Annotated in this window: 17 protein-coding genes; all 17 read right to left on the bottom strand. The window is 45.5% G+C overall.

Annotated features, from left to right (window positions below; translation table 11 throughout):
* Positions 1–65: 65 nt before the first annotated feature.
* Positions 66–1,127: a quinolinate synthase NadA gene (gene nadA, locus ACZ5ZC_RS13300; protein ID WP_005390762.1), complete on the bottom strand. Its 1,062-nt coding sequence runs from the start codon at positions 1,125–1,127 to the stop codon at positions 66–68.
* 253 nt (positions 1,128–1,380) lie between these two features.
* On the bottom strand, positions 1,381–2,133 hold the full coding sequence (gene ybgF, locus ACZ5ZC_RS13295) for a tol-pal system protein YbgF (RefSeq protein ID WP_006742904.1): 753 nt from the start codon (positions 2,131–2,133) through the stop codon (positions 1,381–1,383).
* Between the two features lie 15 nt (positions 2,134–2,148).
* Positions 2,149–2,673: a peptidoglycan-associated lipoprotein Pal gene (gene pal / locus ACZ5ZC_RS13290; RefSeq protein WP_464931975.1), complete on the bottom strand. Its 525-nt coding sequence runs from the start codon at positions 2,671–2,673 to the stop codon at positions 2,149–2,151.
* A 30-nt stretch (positions 2,674–2,703) separates the two neighbouring features.
* A complete protein-coding gene (tolB, locus tag ACZ5ZC_RS13285) occupies positions 2,704–4,056 on the bottom strand; it encodes a Tol-Pal system beta propeller repeat protein TolB (RefSeq protein ID WP_464931974.1) in 1,353 nt (450 codons plus the stop codon).
* A 12-nt stretch (positions 4,057–4,068) separates the two neighbouring features.
* Positions 4,069–5,136 carry a cell envelope integrity protein TolA gene (gene tolA / locus ACZ5ZC_RS13280; protein ID WP_046874744.1) on the bottom strand — a complete coding sequence of 356 codons (1,068 nt, stop codon included), beginning with the start codon at positions 5,134–5,136 and terminating at the stop codon, positions 4,069–4,071.
* A gap of 13 nt (positions 5,137–5,149) precedes the next feature.
* Complete coding sequence (locus ACZ5ZC_RS13275) at positions 5,150–5,593, bottom strand: ExbD/TolR family protein (protein WP_005378298.1); 444 nt, start codon at positions 5,591–5,593, stop codon at positions 5,150–5,152.
* A gap of 3 nt (positions 5,594–5,596) precedes the next feature.
* Positions 5,597–6,295, bottom strand: coding sequence for a protein TolQ (gene tolQ, locus ACZ5ZC_RS13270; RefSeq protein WP_005378301.1), 699 nt, complete (start codon positions 6,293–6,295; stop codon positions 5,597–5,599).
* Positions 6,285–6,704 carry a tol-pal system-associated acyl-CoA thioesterase gene (ybgC, locus tag ACZ5ZC_RS13265; protein WP_012841975.1) on the bottom strand — a complete coding sequence of 140 codons (420 nt, stop codon included), beginning with the start codon at positions 6,702–6,704 and terminating at the stop codon, positions 6,285–6,287. The genes tolQ and ybgC overlap by 11 nt, the downstream gene beginning before the upstream one ends.
* A 172-nt stretch (positions 6,705–6,876) precedes the next feature.
* The gene (gene ybgE / locus ACZ5ZC_RS13260) at positions 6,877–7,179 is read right to left on the bottom strand and encodes a cyd operon protein YbgE (RefSeq protein ID WP_041852976.1); all 303 of its coding nucleotides are present in this window, start codon (positions 7,177–7,179) and stop codon (positions 6,877–6,879) included.
* Positions 7,172–7,279: a cytochrome bd-I oxidase subunit CydX gene (gene cydX, locus ACZ5ZC_RS13255; RefSeq protein ID WP_000270284.1), complete on the bottom strand. Its 108-nt coding sequence runs from the start codon at positions 7,277–7,279 to the stop codon at positions 7,172–7,174. The genes ybgE and cydX overlap by 8 nt, the downstream gene beginning before the upstream one ends.
* A 12-nt stretch (positions 7,280–7,291) precedes the next feature.
* The gene (gene cydB / locus ACZ5ZC_RS13250) at positions 7,292–8,428 is read right to left on the bottom strand and encodes a cytochrome d ubiquinol oxidase subunit II (RefSeq protein WP_006742909.1); all 1,137 of its coding nucleotides are present in this window, start codon (positions 8,426–8,428) and stop codon (positions 7,292–7,294) included.
* Positions 8,429–8,445: 17 nt separating this feature from the next.
* Entirely contained in the window at positions 8,446–10,032 is a 1,587-nt protein-coding gene (gene cydA, locus ACZ5ZC_RS13245; protein ID WP_012841977.1) for a cytochrome ubiquinol oxidase subunit I, read from the bottom strand.
* A gap of 461 nt (positions 10,033–10,493) precedes the next feature.
* Positions 10,494–11,498, bottom strand: a complete 1,005-nt coding sequence (ruvB, locus tag ACZ5ZC_RS13240) for a Holliday junction branch migration DNA helicase RuvB (protein ID WP_031780162.1) — start codon at positions 11,496–11,498, stop codon at positions 10,494–10,496.
* Between the two features lie 287 nt (positions 11,499–11,785).
* Positions 11,786–12,397, bottom strand: coding sequence for a Holliday junction branch migration protein RuvA (ruvA, locus tag ACZ5ZC_RS13235; protein WP_005390750.1), 612 nt, complete (start codon positions 12,395–12,397; stop codon positions 11,786–11,788).
* A gap of 67 nt (positions 12,398–12,464) precedes the next feature.
* Positions 12,465–12,986, bottom strand: coding sequence for a crossover junction endodeoxyribonuclease RuvC (gene ruvC / locus ACZ5ZC_RS13230; protein ID WP_012841980.1), 522 nt, complete (start codon positions 12,984–12,986; stop codon positions 12,465–12,467).
* Between the two features lie 91 nt (positions 12,987–13,077).
* A complete protein-coding gene (locus ACZ5ZC_RS13225) occupies positions 13,078–13,824 on the bottom strand; it encodes a YebC/PmpR family DNA-binding transcriptional regulator (protein WP_054867745.1) in 747 nt (248 codons plus the stop codon).
* Positions 13,825–13,966: 142 nt separating this feature from the next.
* On the bottom strand, positions 13,967–15,745 hold the full coding sequence (gene aspS / locus ACZ5ZC_RS13220) for an aspartate--tRNA ligase (RefSeq protein WP_046874741.1): 1,779 nt from the start codon (positions 15,743–15,745) through the stop codon (positions 13,967–13,969).
* Positions 15,746–15,823: the final 78 nt, after the last annotated feature.

Raw genomic sequence — 15,823 nt, 5'->3', positions numbered from 1 at the left:
AAGACACAAAAAAACCAGCCATATTCGACTGGTTTTTGAGATTTACTTTCAGTTACGCCTACTTTTTAAGCATTACCTTTCACTTGCATATTTAGCTGCTCAGCAAAGTCCAACATACGATTTAACGGAATGAGCGATTTAACACGCAATTCTTCATCAACAAAGATCTCGTGTTCTTCACCGCCTTCGCTAAGCGCTTTCTCTATCGCTTTCAAACCGTTCATTGCCATCCAAGGACAGTGTGCGCAGCTGCGACATGTTGCGCCAGCACCTGCGGTTGGCGCTTCGATAAGTTCTTTCTCTGGCACAAGTTGCTGCATTTTAAAGAAAATGCCTTTGTCTGTCGCAACGATCATTTGTTTGTGAGGAAGCGCTTTCGCTGCTTTGATCAGCTGACTCGTTGATCCAACGGCATCGGCAAGTTCTACGACGCTTGCTGGTGACTCAGGGTGAACCAAAATAGCCGCATCTGGATACACGCTCTTCATTTTGCGTAGCGCATCAGCAGAAAACTCATCATGAACCACACACTCACCTTGCCATAGCAGCATGTCTGCGCCAGTTTTATTAGCGATGTACGATCCTAAGTGACGGTCTGGTCCCCAGATGATTGGCTTGTCTTCAGCGTCTAAGTGTTCAACGATTTCAAGCGCAATGCTTGATGTAACGACCCAGTCGGCACGGGCTTTAACCGCTGCTGAGGTATTTGCATAAACCACAACCGTGTGATCAGGGTGAGCATCACAGAACTCACTGAACTTATCCGCTGGACAGCCAAGATCGAGCGAACATTCCGCTTCCAACGTTGGCATTAGAATTCGCTTTTCTGGTGTTAGGATTTTGGCCGACTCGCCCATAAAGCGAACACCGCCAATGATCAGTGTGCTTGCAGGATGACGATTACCAAACTTCGCCATTTCCAACGAGTCACCAACAAAACCACCCGTTTCTTCCGCTAGGGCTTGAATCTCAGGATCGGTATAGTAGTGCGCGATAAGTACCGCATCCTTTTCTTTTAGCAGCTTTTTAATACGCTCAATGTAAGACGCTTTTTCTTCTTCGCTTAATGGAACTGGCTTCGGTGGGAATGGGTAAACAGTGTCGATTTTATCTAATATATGGCTCATTGCTCTTGCTCTACGCAACTTCCTTTAGTCCGAGTATTGTAACCTCGTTAATTTTCAAAAACCAACTTGTCGCGGGGATTTCTAGCTATCTAGCCGTATATCTTTGTTACAGGTAGCATTTCTGATTGAAAGGATCCGTTGCAAGATGGGGATAAAAGGCTCAATGCCATTCCTCTCGATTTATTCGATCACCACCGATAAAGAAACGGAAAAGAAAAAGGAAGCCGAAGCTTCCTTTTTAAAACATAACGCCTTACAGCTTAGAGCTGGCAAGTTTTGCAGATGCACTACCTGGGTATTCATCAACCACTTGTTGGTAGTACTTTTTCGCTTGAGCTGCATTGTTATTACGCTCTGCGATTTCACCTAACTTGAGCAAAGCATCGGCTCGCTTATTGGAGTCTTTATAAGACACCACCGCTGCAAAGCTCTTTACAGCATCTTTGTCCTGCTTCTTAGCGAAGTACAATTGGCCTAGCCAATAGTGAGAATTCGCTGAGTATGTGGAATCAGGATAATCTTTCTGGAACTGCTGGAACGCTGCAATTGCGCCAGTGTAGTCACGTTTTTTGAGAATGAGGTCGACTGCATTTTGGTATGCCGTTTGCTCATCAACATTTGGTGTGTACTGACCACCTGTTTTAGCCGGTTTCGCTTCTTGCGCAGGCGCGGATTTGATTTCTCCACGCACACGATCTAGCTCGACAAACAACTCTCGTTGACGTTGCAACATTTGCTTCATTTCGTAGCTATTTCGCTCTAATTGACCACGTAATTCACTGATCTCTTGTGACATTTGGTCAATTTGCTGTTGCATTTGGAGCTGAACGCGATTGCGGTTTTGTAGCAAGCGCTCTAGACGCTCTACTTCCGTTTCAGATGAACGGCTCTTAGAGACGGATGATGTGCTGTTGAGATCGGATACTGGAGCTGGTGCAGCGAACGCAAAGTTCGCTGCACTTGCCAGTAACGTAAGCGCAACAGCGCGCTTAGTGTTACTGAACATGAGGATTACCTCGAATTAGTATACTAGAACCGCGCGACGGTTCTTAGCGTAAACTTCATCTGATTGACCTAGAAGAAGTGGCTTCTCTTCACCGTAGCTAACGATTGAGATTTGGTCAGCTTGAACACCTAGTGCTTGCAGGTAGTTCGCTACTGCTTGTGCACGACGCTCACCAAGAGCGATGTTGTACTCAGGAGTACCACGCTCATCAGCGTGACCTTCGATAGTCACGTTAAGAGCTGGGTTCTTGCTTAGGTAAGAAGCATGAGCTGCAAGCATCTCTTCGTAATCTGTTGCAATTGTTGAGTTATCAAAAGCAAAGTAGATTGTTTGAGTTTCACGTAGCGCTTGCTCTTTTAGCTCTTGCTCTGTTAGCTGACCGCTTTGATCAATTGGCGTAGCTACTGTTGTTTCAACTGCGCCATTGTTGTTTGTTGCTGCACCAGTGTTAGAAGCAGCGTCGTCGCTTGAGCTACACGCTGTAACAGCCATTATAGGAAGCGCGATTAGTAGCCCTTTTAGAACCTTGTTCAGTTGCATCTTATTTTCCTTTATTAATCAAACTTATTACTACAAAAACGGTGACCATGCAGGCGCTCTAACACGCCCATTTGTTGCCGGTAATCTAGCTTTGAATCGACCATCAATTGACACCATCGATAGTACGTTTTTCTTGTTGTAAATCGAGCTATACACAACCATGCCACCGTTTGGGGCAATACTAGGAGACTCATCAAGCAAGGTCTTAGTTAAGACTTGAAGAGCACCAGTTTCCAAATCTTGTTTCGCCAAGTTAAATCCTGCGTTGCTGCGGTTCACCATTACTAGGAATCGCCCATCAGGAGTAATCTGGCCACCCAAATTTTGGCTGCCTTGCCAAGTCAAACGGTCAATAGAACCGCTGCCCAAATTTACTTGATAAATCTGTGGTTTACCACCCCTATCCGATGTGAAAATCAACGATTTTCCATCTGGATGCCAGAACGGTTCAGTATTATTTGATCTGCCACGCGTAATTTGCGTCAGCTTGCGAGTGTTAAGATCGAACGTGTAAACATGAAGCGAGCCTGTCTTAGAGAGAACAATCGCTAACTTATTGCCGTCAGGCGAAAATCTTGGCGCACCATTATGACGTGGGTATGAAGTAATCTTCTCACGCTCACCGGTGTAGATGTTCATGATAAAGATTTCTGCTTGACCATTTTGGAAGCTAACATACGCAAGCTTTTTACCATCTGGCGACCATGCTGGTGACATTAATGGTTGCTTAGAACGTAAAACCAAGCGCTCGTTGTAACCATCGTAATCAGCCACACGAAGTTGGTAAGGGAAACGGTCTTTATCATTCACCACCACGTATGCAATACGGGTCATGAAGGCGCCACGGTCACCCGTTAACTGCTCATACACCAAATCAGAGATGCGGTGAGCGTACTCACGCATGCGAGGACCTTGAACTGTCGCGACCTTATTGAACAGCACATGATCTTTTGACAGTACTAATTCGCCATCGCTACCAAGCGCTTTACTATTTCCACCCGTTAGCTGACCACGCACAATATCAACAAGTTGATAGTTGATAACGTAATCACCTTGAGCATTTTGTTTGATTGAGCCAGTCAGCAGAGCATCTACACCTAAATTAGTCCAGGCATCAAAATTGACTTCTGATTCACTGAACGGAGTTTGTGGCATCTTGCTCGTTGGAACGGGGCTGAACTTACCACTGCGTTGCAAATCCGAGGCAATAACAGCAGAAATATCCGTTGGAAGCGCTTGAGTACCCTCCCACTTAAACGGAACAACAGCAATTGGTCGTGCTGAATCAATACCATCGGTAATGACCAACTCTAATGCGGCATTCGCCACATTTGTCATACTGCTAAACAGTACAAACATTCCTAGTAAAAGGCGTCTAATCACGTCTTATTCCTTTTAGTCCAAAGCAACAGTTATGTTGATGTCTTTTAGTCTTTCGTTTACCGCAGCTTCTGAAGATTTAGGGAACGTCCCTACCTGAGCTATCGCTCGCTTCGCCGCTGCACATACTCGAGTATCGCCACTCAAAACGGTAACACCAGAGACCATCATATCAGTTCCTGTCGGAATCAATTTGATGTTTACCCTACACTCCTTTCCCAGCAAGTAGTCATCCTTAATCAACTTTTGCTGAATATTTTGAGTATAGATGGATGACATTCGAGAAAGTTCGTCGTCAATAAATTGATTTCGAGCAGCACTATTTTTACTAACCTCATCCTCAAGGCCTGCAAAAATATCATCTAGCGCGGCTTCTTGCGCTTTACGCTCGCGCTCTGCACGTTCCGCAGCTTCTCTCGCTTTGCGCTCTCGCTCTGCCGCCTCTTTTGCCGCTTTCTCTTTTGCGATGCGCTCTTTTTCAGCTTTTTCAGCGGCTTCACGCTCACGACGTGCTTTTTCTTCCGCTTCTTTTGCCGCCTTTTCACGAGCTAGACGTTCTTGCTCAGCTTTTGCTATAGCCGCTTCTTTCGCTAAACGCTCCTGCTCAGCTTTACGCACAGCTTCTTCTTTTGCCTTACGCTCTTTTTCTAGCTTAGCAGCTCGCTCTTTTTCTTTGCGAACGCGTTCTTCTTCCTGCTTGCGCTCTTGCTCTTTTTTCTTACGTGCAGCTTCTGCTTCTCGTGCCGCTTGAGCATCTTTCGCTTGCTGTTCTTTCAACTTGCGAATTTGCTCTTCTTCAGCTTTACGGTTTTTTTCTAGCTGCTCTGCTTCGCGTCTCAATTTATCAAGACGCTCTTGTTCTTTTTTTGCTGCCTTTTCGCGTTGCTGGCGAATTTCTTTCGCTTGTTGCTGCACAAGTTTTGGATCGATGACAACAGCTTGAACCATTTGCCCTGTAGGCTCTGGTTTAGACATGTTGAAGTCCGTCCCCCAAAGCAGGGCTGCAACTAGAATTGCATGCAAACCAACCGATATTGCTATCGGTTTGGCGTATTGGTTGGGTTTCTTCTTGTGATCTTTCATAGATAATTGATGTCTATTCCCTGATATCGGTCATTAGACCTACCTTAGGGATACCAGCTCGACTTAGTTCATCCAGCAATAGCACAACATCGGCATATGGTGTTGCCGCGTCGCCACCTACCGCAACTGGTGAATCTGGCTTAACCTCTCGCTCCGCTTTCACTCGCACAATAACATCTTGCAACGACAAACCTCGTTGAACTTCTTCATCGTTTACGCTTAGGCCTAAATTACCCTCGCTATCAATTTCGATGATGATAAAACTACTGTCAGTTTCGCCAGCAAGGTCTTGCATAGATTCAGCGGTCGATGTTTTCGGAAGATCAACATCGACGCCTTGAGTCACAAATGGAGCGGTCGCCATAAAAATGATCAACAGTACGAGCATTACGTCGATATACGGAACAACGTTGATCTCCGCTGTCATTTTTCGCTTTTTAGGTTGATAACCCGCCATGCTTTATTCCTTATCCGCGCTGTCTCGGCCAGCCATCGCTTGACGATGAAGGATGCTGTGGAATTCTTCAGAAAATGTTGCGTAAGTGTGCTCTAGTTTGCTCACTTTATTGCTTAGGCGGTTGTAGGCCATTACAGCAGGAATAGCCGCAAATAGACCCATCGCTGTCGCGATCAATGCCTCGGCGATACCCGGTGCAACCATAGACAGCGTAGCTTGTTTTACTTCACCCAACGCAATAAAAGCGTGCATGATGCCCCAAACGGTACCAAATAGGCCGATGTAAGGACTGATAGAACCGACTGTCGCTAAGAACGGTAAGCTTGTTTCTAGTTCATCAACTTCACGAGAGACAGCAACACGCATTGCGCGGCCAGTGCCTTCCATGATGTACGCTGGTGAGTTTGCGTTGCTCTTACGTAGACGAGCAAACTCCGTGAAACCTGCGTAAAAAATTTCTTCTGTGCCTTCAATTTCGTCTTTACGCGCTTTTACTTTTTGGTAAAGCTGAGAAAGATCAGTACCCGACCAAAATTTGTCTTCAAACTGCTCTGCATTTTTTGACGCTTGAGAAAGCACTTTACTGCGCTTGATGATCATTGCCCATGACACAATTGACATGCCAAGCAACGTCAGCATCACAAGCTTTACCAACAGACTGGCCTGAAGAAAGAGATCTAAAATGGAAATATCAGCAGTCACTATTTGTTAGCTCCGAATTTATAAAGGTTGGAATAGCTATTGGTTTCATTTTCTTATTATCGATACATGCTACCTTAACAGAGGCCTTGCACAATATCTTGCCTTGATCATTGACCAACTCTTGACAGAATTGCAGGGAAGCACGTTTTATTTCTGACACTCGGGTTAATACTGTCAAATGCTCGTCCAGCCTTGCCCCTTGGTTGAAATCAATATCCATGTGTCGGACAACAAAGCCGATATTTTGTTCCAGTAACACATGTTGAGAAATGCCTTTGGCACGTAACATTTCTGTCCGCGCGCGCTCAAAGAATTTTAGATAATTAGAATGATATACAACGCCGCCCGCATCGGTGTCTTCATAGTACACGGTGATCGGCCAGCGAAAGAGATTTGATGTGCCTTGCAAGGGAGTCCCAATATATTCAATTCTTTAAAGTAATTACTATAACTGAAGCGACAGCAATTGGTACCGAGCTAAGGGAATATTTTTGAAATTTGTAGAAAAAATAAAAGCTAGGCGAAATACCTAGCTTTTATTCGATGATTTAGTAACCGACTTTATTACAGCGTATTTCAGCCTAAAAGAAATAAAGTGCCGTTAAATAAATTAAGATAGCTAACGAAAAGTAGGGACTAAACAAAGCTTGCCAGTACCAGTTTCTCGGTTTGAAGCCCACACCATAAACCATGCTTGAGCATACAGACCAAATCAGTGCTGGTGCGATGATTGAGTTAAAACCACCAATTGCTTGATGGTAAGCTTCAGGATCCCACATCACCAATCCTACATGCATAAAGCCAAGGATGAGAGATAAGACTCTTAACAGAGTCTTATCCATCGGAGCGTGAAGTTGCGCTACCTTATCAGCGAGATTACTCACTGTCTTTGTCCATCATTTCTGAGTGCTCTAACCAAAGAGCGTTGATGATACCGAATGCACAAGCAAGTAGTACACCTAGAATCCATGCGAAATACCACATAGTAAATGCTCCTTAGTAAAGTGAGTTTTTGTTGTCTTCAATGTACTGATCATCAAGGCGACCAAACATCTTGTAGTAAGTCCAAGACGTGTAACCAAGGATGATTGGTACCATAACAAACGCAACGCCTGTCATTAGATTCAGAGTCAGTTCAGATGACGTTGCATCCCACATTGTTAAGCTGTGGCTTGGCATTAAGTCTGAAGGCATGATGAATGGGAACATCGCAAAACCTGCAGTAAAGATAACGCCAGCAACACCCAAGCTTGAAGTAATGAACGAAATCGCACATTTTTCAAGACGAGATGCCAATACGGCAAGAAGCGGCATTGCGACACCTAGTACAGGAGCAGCCCATAGTAGTGGGTAGTTTTCAAAATTCTTCATCCACGCACCAGCTTCACGGATTACCTCTTTGTTTAGAGGGTTAGAAGCTGCATTAGTGTCGATACCGCCAACAATGACGTAACCATCAATATTTTGGATCCAGAAACCAGCAGCTACAAACGCTGCAACCGTCAGTAAACCAGCCAACTGAGCAACGTTGCGAGCACGCACATGCACTTCGCCCGTTGTTTTCATTTGTAGCCAAGTCGAACCTTGCATCAAAATCATGAACAAGCTAACTAGGCCACACAGCAGTGCAAATGGGTTTAGAAGACCAAAGAATGAGCCGTGGTATGTTGGCATCAAGAACTCACTCAATTGGAATGGTACGCCCTGTAGTAGGTTGCCAAACGCTACACCAAAGATGATTGGTGGAACAAAACCACTGATTGAGATACAGATATCCCAGGTATTGCGCCATTTTGGATCTTCAATTTTAGAGCGGTAGTCTAGGCCCAGAGGACGAAGCCATAGCGCTGCTAGTGTCAAAATCATCGCTAAGTAGAAGCCTGAAAATGACGTTGCGTAAACCAAAGGCCAAGCTGCAAACAATGCACCACCAGCAGTGATAAGCCAAACTTGGTTACCATCCCAGTGAGGGGCAATTGAGTTAATCATGACGCGACGTTGCGTGTCGTTTTTACCGATAATAGGTACAAGCGCGCCTACACCCATATCGAAACCGTCTGTTACTGCAAAACCAACTAGTAGAACACCGATTAGTACCCACCAGATGAGTCGCAAGATTTCGTAATCAAACATCTTGTTATCTCCTTACCTTACGCTTCTACTTGGCGACTAACTTTGTCTTCAACAGAGTCAGCATTTTGCTCGAAGTGGTAGCGACCCGTTTTCAGGCTGCTTGGGCCTTTACGAGCGAATTTCAACATTAGGTAAACTTCTGCAACCAGGAATACCGTGTATAGCGCCAGAATTGCGAATAGTGAAGTCCAGATTTCGCCAGCAGTTAGTGCAGAAGCTGCAACGTGCACTGGTAAAATTTCACCAACAGCCCATGGCTGACGACCGTACTCAGCGACGAACCAACCCGCTTCAATCGCAATCCACGGTAGTGGGATGCTGAATAGTGCAGCTTTAAGAATCCATTGTTTCTGTTCGATCTTCTGACGACACGTTTGAATAAATGCCGCACCGAAAACGAATAGCATGATGAAACCACAAGCAACCATGATACGGAATGACCAGAATAGCGGCCATACTGTTGGGATTGAGTCATCCGCAGCAGCTTGGATTTGCTCTTCTGTCGCATCAACAACATTGTCTGTGTAGCGTTTTAGAAGTAGACCGTAACCTAGGTCACCCTTCACTTCATCAAACGCAGTCATGTTTTCTTCTGACTTGTCGCCCGCACGAAGCTTCTCAAGAAGTTCATAAGCGTACATACCGTCACGAATACGATCGACGTGCTCATCACGTAGGTCACGAAGACCTGTTACTTGCTCATCAAAAGAACGTGTCGCGATGATACCCATTACGTAAGGGATCTTGATTGCGTAATCTGTGTGCATGGTTTCTTGGTTAGGAACACCAAACAACGTAAACGCTGCTGGAGCTGGTTCTGTGTGCCATTCTGCTTCAATTGCAGCAAGCTTCACTTTTTGAACTTCACCAAGCTCGTAGCCAGATTCATCGCCAAGAACGATGGTAGATAAGATAGCCGCAATACCGAAAGAAGCAGCGATAGCAAATGAACGACGAGCAAACGCAATGTCACGACCTTTTAATAGGTAGTATGAACTGATGCCTAGAATAAACATTGCGCCACAAGTGTAACCAGAAGCAACCGTATGCACGAACTTAACCTGAGCAACTGGGTTTAGTACAACTTCAGAGAAGCTTACCATTTCCATTCGCATGGTTTCGAAGTTGAAGTCCGCGCCTACTGGGTTTTGCATCCAGCCGTTTGCGATAAGAATCCAAAGTGCAGAGAAGTTAGAGCCCAGCGCCACAAGCCAAGTAACCGCTAAGTGTTGACGTTTAGATAGACGATCCCACCCGAAGAAGAATAGACCAACAAAAGTTGACTCCAGGAAGAATGCGACAAGGGCTTCGATCGCTAGCGGCGCACCGAAGATGTCACCTACATAGTGGGAGTAGTAAGACCAGTTCGTACCAAACTGGAATTCCATGGTAAGGCCTGTCGCCACACCAAGTGCAAAGTTAATACCGAATAGCTTACCCCAGAACTTGGTCATGTCCTTGTAGATTTGCTTGTTCGTCATTACGTACATCGATTCCATAATGGCCAGAAGGAAGGCCATACCAAGGGTCAATGGTACGAATAGGAAGTGATACATCGCTGTCAGTGCAAACTGCAACCGCGATAGATCAACTACGTCAATCATGGTAACTCCTATGTGTCGGCTGAATGACACTCTCTACATATTGCAATCCATATTCAAGTGTTATTTACACTTGAAAAATGTTGAATTATCACAACTCATTGTTGCAAAAATGTGCTTCATTGGTTAGTTAATTGTTAAGCATCAGCTAATATAGCTAGGGCTAATATTACTTGTAAAAACAGATTGTTTCAAAAGGTTTATAGCCGGAATGCGCTTTGATATACATCAATGTTTATGCGCGGAATTTGCACAAAAATCCATCACATTGATCCAGATCAACCAGTATTAGATACGGATGTTAAGAGAGAGTAATCAGGAGAGAAATTAACCAGTTGCGAGCAAACATAGAGTTAACAATCAATGCTTTTTACTTACTAAACTGGTATGAGAAGAAATTCAAAAAATGTGAGTTTGGTCAACTTTAATGAAGCGCTGGGCAGCAAAGGTCCAGCGCGGGAATCTTATTTTTCAATTCCGAAATGCAAATACGCACGATCTGTCGCGATTCTTCCACGTGGAGTGCGTTGTAAATAACCTTGCTGAATAAGGTAAGGCTCAAGAACGTCTTCGATGGTATCCTTTTCTTCACCAATCGCTGCCGCCATGTTATCGAGTCCGACCGGACCACCACCAAATTTCTCCATAATTGCGAGTAGTAGTTTGCGGTCCATGTAATCGAAACCTTCGGCGTCCACATCAAGCATATTCAGCGCTTTGTCGGCAACCTCTGCACAAATGTGACCATTTCCTTTCACTTCCGCATAATCGCGAACACGACGTAGTAGACGGTTAGCAATACGTGGTGTGCCACGTGCACGTCTTGCCACTTCCAATGCACCTTCAGGCTCCATTGACAAACCTAAACAATCCGCGCTGCGCTGCACAATATCTTGGAGGTCTTTTATCTTATAAAACTCAAGGCGCTGAGTAATACCAAAGCGGTCGCGCAATGGTGACGTTAAAGAGCCCGCTCGGGTCGTCGCACCAATTAACGTAAATGGTGGTAAATCGATCTTAATAGAACGAGCGGCCGGACCTTCACCGATCATAATATCCAGTTGATAATCTTCCATCGCCGGATACAGAACCTCTTCAACCATCGGGCTCAAGCGGTGAATCTCATCGATGAACAACACATCGTTTTCTTCTAGGTTAGTTAACAGCGCGGCCAAATCCCCTGCTTTCTCAAGTACAGGGCCCGAAGTGGTGCGAATGTTCACTTCCATTTCATTGGCAACGATATTCGCAAGTGTGGTTTTACCCAAACCTGGAGGACCAAAAATCAAAAGGTGATCAAGAGCTTCACTACGTAACTGAGCAGCTTTAATGAAGATCTCCATTTGGTCACGGACATGGTCCTGACCTTGGTAATCCGCTAATTTTTTTGGTCGAATAGCACGGTCAATGACATCTTCATCACGAAAGGCAGGGTTTTCTGGCGCGATTAAACGATCGGCTTCAATCATCTTTTTACCTTGAAAAATGGTTACCTGAGAGAATAATGCCGCTCGTTTAACGGCAAGTGGCATATTTCTGTATCTCGTCATCCTGTACAGCGACGAAGGAGCATGATACAGGATCTTCTATCCGAGCACTTTATGGTCAAAATTGTTTCATTAACCGCTCAGCGCGCTGCTATTAGATTCCTAGTCTCGCCAAGGCTCGCAGGAATGACACAAAAATATCGTTAAGCGATTGGCATTAACCTTAGAGAATGAGTTATCTTGAACAAATGCTCACTGTGAAACCAGCGTTACACCATTGATTTTAGAGCTTCACGGATCATTTGCTCACTGCTCATGTCCGGTTTAGCAATTTGAGACACCACTTTCGACGCTTGAGTCGGCTTGTAACCCAAAGCTAGAAGCGCGCTAATTGCCTCTTCTTCCGCGTTGTTGGATGTCGAACCAGAATCCGCAGGAGCAGCATCCGTAAATGGTGTAAATAGATCGCCAGCGCCCCACCCTTTCAAGCGGTCTTTCATTTCAACAACCAATCGCTCTGCGGTTTTCTTGCCAACGCCTGGAAGCTTAACCAGCGTAGAAACGTCTTCATGTTCCACACAAGTAACAAATTGCGTTGCTGTCATACCAGAGAGAATACCAAGACCGAGTTTAGGACCAACGCCATTGGCTTTGATCACTTCACGGAAAAGTGCTCGTTCTTTTACTGTGTTGAAACCGTATAGCAATTGCGCATCTTCACGGACGACAAAGTGAGTATAAATAATGGCTTCTTCGCCAACATTTGGCAGCTCGTAAAAACAGCTCATTGGCATCTGGACTTCATAACCAATGCCATTAACTTCAATTAATACTTCAGGTGGTTGTTTTTCAATCAGTGTGCCACGAAGACGTCCAATCACTATAAATACTCTTTGGAAATGAATTTGCGACAGGATAATAAAGAACTGGATAGACATCCAGTTAATTTTATCGGTAGCGCCCTTTTCTGGCACTGGTTGCTTTGCCCGCTAAGGCAACGAGGGTTTTGTTCGTATTGGCATGACAAATCGCCACACCTAAAGCATCGGCTGCATCCGCTTGAGGCTTGGCGGGCAGTTTAAGCATCTGCTGAACCATATGCTGAACTTGCGCTTTGTCCGCGCCACCAGTACCGACTACTGCTTGCTTAATAAGACGCGCGGCGTATTCGTATACCGGCAACTCTGCATTTACAGCAGCAACAATTGCGCTGCCACGAGCCTGGCCAAGCTTTAATGCTGAATCCGCATTTTTAGCCATAAACACTTGTTCAATCGCAAATACGTCCGGTTGAAACTGAGTAATGATTTCCGTGACGCCAGCGTAAATCTGCTTAAGACGGCCCGGAAGTTCTTTTTCTGAAGTACGAATACAGCCACTACCAAGGTATTGCAAATGGCGTCCATTTTGACGAATGACCCCATAACCGGTAATGCGTGAACCTGGGTCAATGCCCAAAATAATTGACATGAATGTTCCTAAAAATGAGGCCGAATGCGACCTCAATTTCTTATTATTACTTTCTAATTTCGGAGCGAATACCGCTCACTGCACATTGAGTTTACTCTAGAGAGGCTGCAACGTCGTCAGAGATGTCACCGTTGTGATAAACCTCCTGAACATCGTCCAGATCTTCTAAAGCGTCAATCAAACGAAGCAGTTTTGGCGCAGTGTCCACATCCAGTTCTGCTTTCGTTGAAGGGATAAGCGACACTTCGGCGTTTTCCGCCTCAAAACCTGCAGCATCAAGGGCATCTTTTACGAGCCCAAAATCGCTTGGCGCGGTGTAAACATCAATCGAGCCATCTTCTGATGTTTCGATGTCATCAGCGCCACTTTCTAACGCCACTTCCATCACCGCATCTTCATCTAAACCTGAGGCGTATGAGATCACGCCTTTCTTGTCGAAAAGATAGTTTACACTACCATCCGTACCCAGATTGCCTCCTGACTTCGAGAACGCATGGCGTACGCCAGATACTGTGCGATTTCGGTTATCCGTCATACATTCGACCATGACCGCAGTGCCACCCGGACCATAACCTTCATAAATTACGGTTTCCATATTGTCATCGCCTTCACCACCAGCACCTCGGCTGACAGCGCGGTTGACAGTGTCACGCGTCATGTTGTTAGACAACGCTTTATCAATTGCAGCTCGCAAACGTGGGTTATTTTCTGGCTCACCGCCTCCCTCTTTTGCGGCAACAACGATTTCACGGATTAATTTGGTAAAGATTTTGCCGCGCTTCGCATCTTGCGCTGCTTTACGGTGACGAATATTCGCCCATTTACTATGACCTGCCATAATTCACCTTTTAATGTATTTTGACGCTTAATAGCAAACATGAGCTAAAAAGCGTTGCTTGGGAAATTGCTTTGGAAGTTTCTTAGGTTTATTTAAACAAAAACTCCCGCAGTTGCGGGAGTTTTCTTCAAATGTTGTGCGCTTATTCTGCGTCTTTTTCTTTCGCTGCAGTCACTGCGATTGCTAGCTCTTCTAGCGCAGCTGGGTTCGCAATGCTTGGTGCGTCTGTTAGTAGACACGCCGCTGCTGTTGTTTTCGGGAATGCAATAACATCACGGATGTTCTCGGTACCACATAGCAGCATCACTAGACGGTCAAGACCGAATGCAAGACCAGCGTGTGGAGGCGTACCGAATTTCAGTGCATCAAGCAGGAAGCCAAACTTAAGCTGTTGCTCTTCAGGTGTGATGCCTAGAATATCAAATACGGCTTCTTGCATATCTGCGTTGTGGATACGAACAGAACCGCCGCCAACTTCGTAACCATTTAGAACCATATCGTAAGCGTTAGAGTTTGCCGCAGCTGGGTTCGCTTTTAGCTCTTCCGCAGTCACACCTAGAGGCGATGTGAATGGGTGGTGCATCGCGTGTAGGTTGCCTTCGTCATCTTCTTCGAACATTGGGAAGTCAACAACCCATAATGGAGCCCATGCAGATTCGTCAGTTAGCTCTAGATCTTTACCTAGCTTCAGACGCAGTGCGCCCATAGCTTCTGCAACGATACCCGCTTTATCAGCACCAAATAGGATGATATCGCCAGATTCCGCTTGAGTGCGATCTAGGATAGCGTTGATCACGTCTTCGTTTAGGAACTTAGCCACTGGAGACTGGATACCTTCCATGCCTGCAGCACGGTCGTTAACCTTCATCCAAGCTAGACCTTTCGCACCGTAGATACCAACGAATTCACCGTAGCCATCAATTTGCTTACGAGTCAAAGATGCACCACCTGGAACGCGAATAACGGCAACGCGGCCTTTCTCATCGTTCGCTGGGCCAGAGAATACTTTGAACTCAACGTCTTTCACTAGGTCAGCAACGTCTACTAGCTCTAGTGGGTTACGTAGGTCTGGCTTGTCAGAACCGAAACGGCGAATCGCTTCGCTGAATGGCATTACTGGGAACTGACCTAGGTCTACGTTTAGTAGCTCTTGCCACATATCGCGAACCATGTTTTCCGTCACTTCACGTACTTGGTCAGCCGTCATGAATGACGTTTCGATATCGATCTGAGTGAATTCTGGCTGACGGTCAGCACGCAAGTCTTCATCACGGAAACACTTAACGATTTGGTAGTAACGGTCAAAACCAGACATCATTAGAAGCTGTTTGAATAGCTGTGGAGACTGAGGAAGCGCGTAGAAGCTGCCTTTGTGAACACGGCTAGGTACTAGGTAGTCACGCGCGCCTTCTGGTGTCGCTTTCGTTAGTACTGGTGTTTCGATATCTAGGAAGCCGTTGTCATCTAGGAAACGACGAACAAAGCTAGATGCTTTAGCACGTAGCTTGATGCGGTCACTCATTTCAGGACGACGAAGGTCTAAGTAACGGTACTTCAGACGTTGCTCTTCAGAGTTCTTTTGGTTGAAATCTAGAGGCAAAACGTCACTGCGGTTGATGATTTCAAGACCTGTCGCAAGGATCTCAACTTCACCTGTTGCCATGTCTTTGTTTGCTTGGCTTTCTGGACGAACGCGTACTTCACCCGTTAGTTTGATACAGAATTCATTACGAAGTGTATTAGCCACTTCATACGCATCCGCCATATCTGGATCAACAACTACCTGAACGATACCTTCGCGATCTCGCATATCAATAAAAATAAGACCGCCTAAATCACGACGACGGTTAACCCAGCCGCAAAGTTCTACAGTTTGTCCTGCAAGGGACTTGTTCAGGTGACCACAGTAATGGGTACGCATAATGAAATTCCCAATCTCTCAAATGTTGTTAACTACGCTCTGTCAGCCTCATTGCCAAGCAGAGTAAAGATTCAGTTA

The sequence above is a fragment of the Vibrio sp. JCM 18905 genome, assembly GCF_055393305.1.
The sequence above is the reverse complement of the archived record's forward strand: the minus strand, read 5'-3'. Positions and strand labels throughout refer to the sequence as shown.

What these genes read in the sequence shown, in the direction of transcription:
- nadA (WP_005390762.1), bottom strand. Translation starts at nt 1,127, where the DNA reads ATGAGCCATATATTAGATAAAATCGACACTGTTTACCCATTCCCACCG.
- ybgF (WP_006742904.1), bottom strand. Translation starts at nt 2,133, where the DNA reads ATGTTCAGTAACACTAAGCGCGCTGTTGCGCTTACGTTACTGGCAAGT.
- pal (WP_464931975.1), bottom strand. Translation starts at nt 2,673, where the DNA reads ATGCAACTGAACAAGGTTCTAAAAGGGCTACTAATCGCGCTTCCTATA.
- tolA (WP_046874744.1), bottom strand. Translation starts at nt 5,136, where the DNA reads ATGAAAGATCACAAGAAGAAACCCAACCAATACGCCAAACCGATAGCA.
- ACZ5ZC_RS13275 (WP_005378298.1), bottom strand. Translation starts at nt 5,593, where the DNA reads ATGGCGGGTTATCAACCTAAAAAGCGAAAAATGACAGCGGAGATCAAC.
- cydX (WP_000270284.1), bottom strand. Translation starts at nt 7,279, where the DNA reads ATGTGGTATTTCGCATGGATTCTAGGTGTACTACTTGCTTGTGCATTC.
- cydB (WP_006742909.1), bottom strand. Translation starts at nt 8,428, where the DNA reads ATGTTTGATTACGAAATCTTGCGACTCATCTGGTGGGTACTAATCGGT.
- cydA (WP_012841977.1), bottom strand. Translation starts at nt 10,032, where the DNA reads ATGATTGACGTAGTTGATCTATCGCGGTTGCAGTTTGCACTGACAGCG.
- ruvB (WP_031780162.1), bottom strand. Translation starts at nt 11,498, where the DNA reads ATGATTGAAGCCGATCGTTTAATCGCGCCAGAAAACCCTGCCTTTCGT.
- ruvC (WP_012841980.1), bottom strand. Translation starts at nt 12,986, where the DNA reads ATGTCAATTATTTTGGGCATTGACCCAGGTTCACGCATTACCGGTTAT.
- ACZ5ZC_RS13225 (WP_054867745.1), bottom strand. Translation starts at nt 13,824, where the DNA reads ATGGCAGGTCATAGTAAATGGGCGAATATTCGTCACCGTAAAGCAGCG.
- aspS (WP_046874741.1), bottom strand. Translation starts at nt 15,745, where the DNA reads ATGCGTACCCATTACTGTGGTCACCTGAACAAGTCCCTTGCAGGACAA.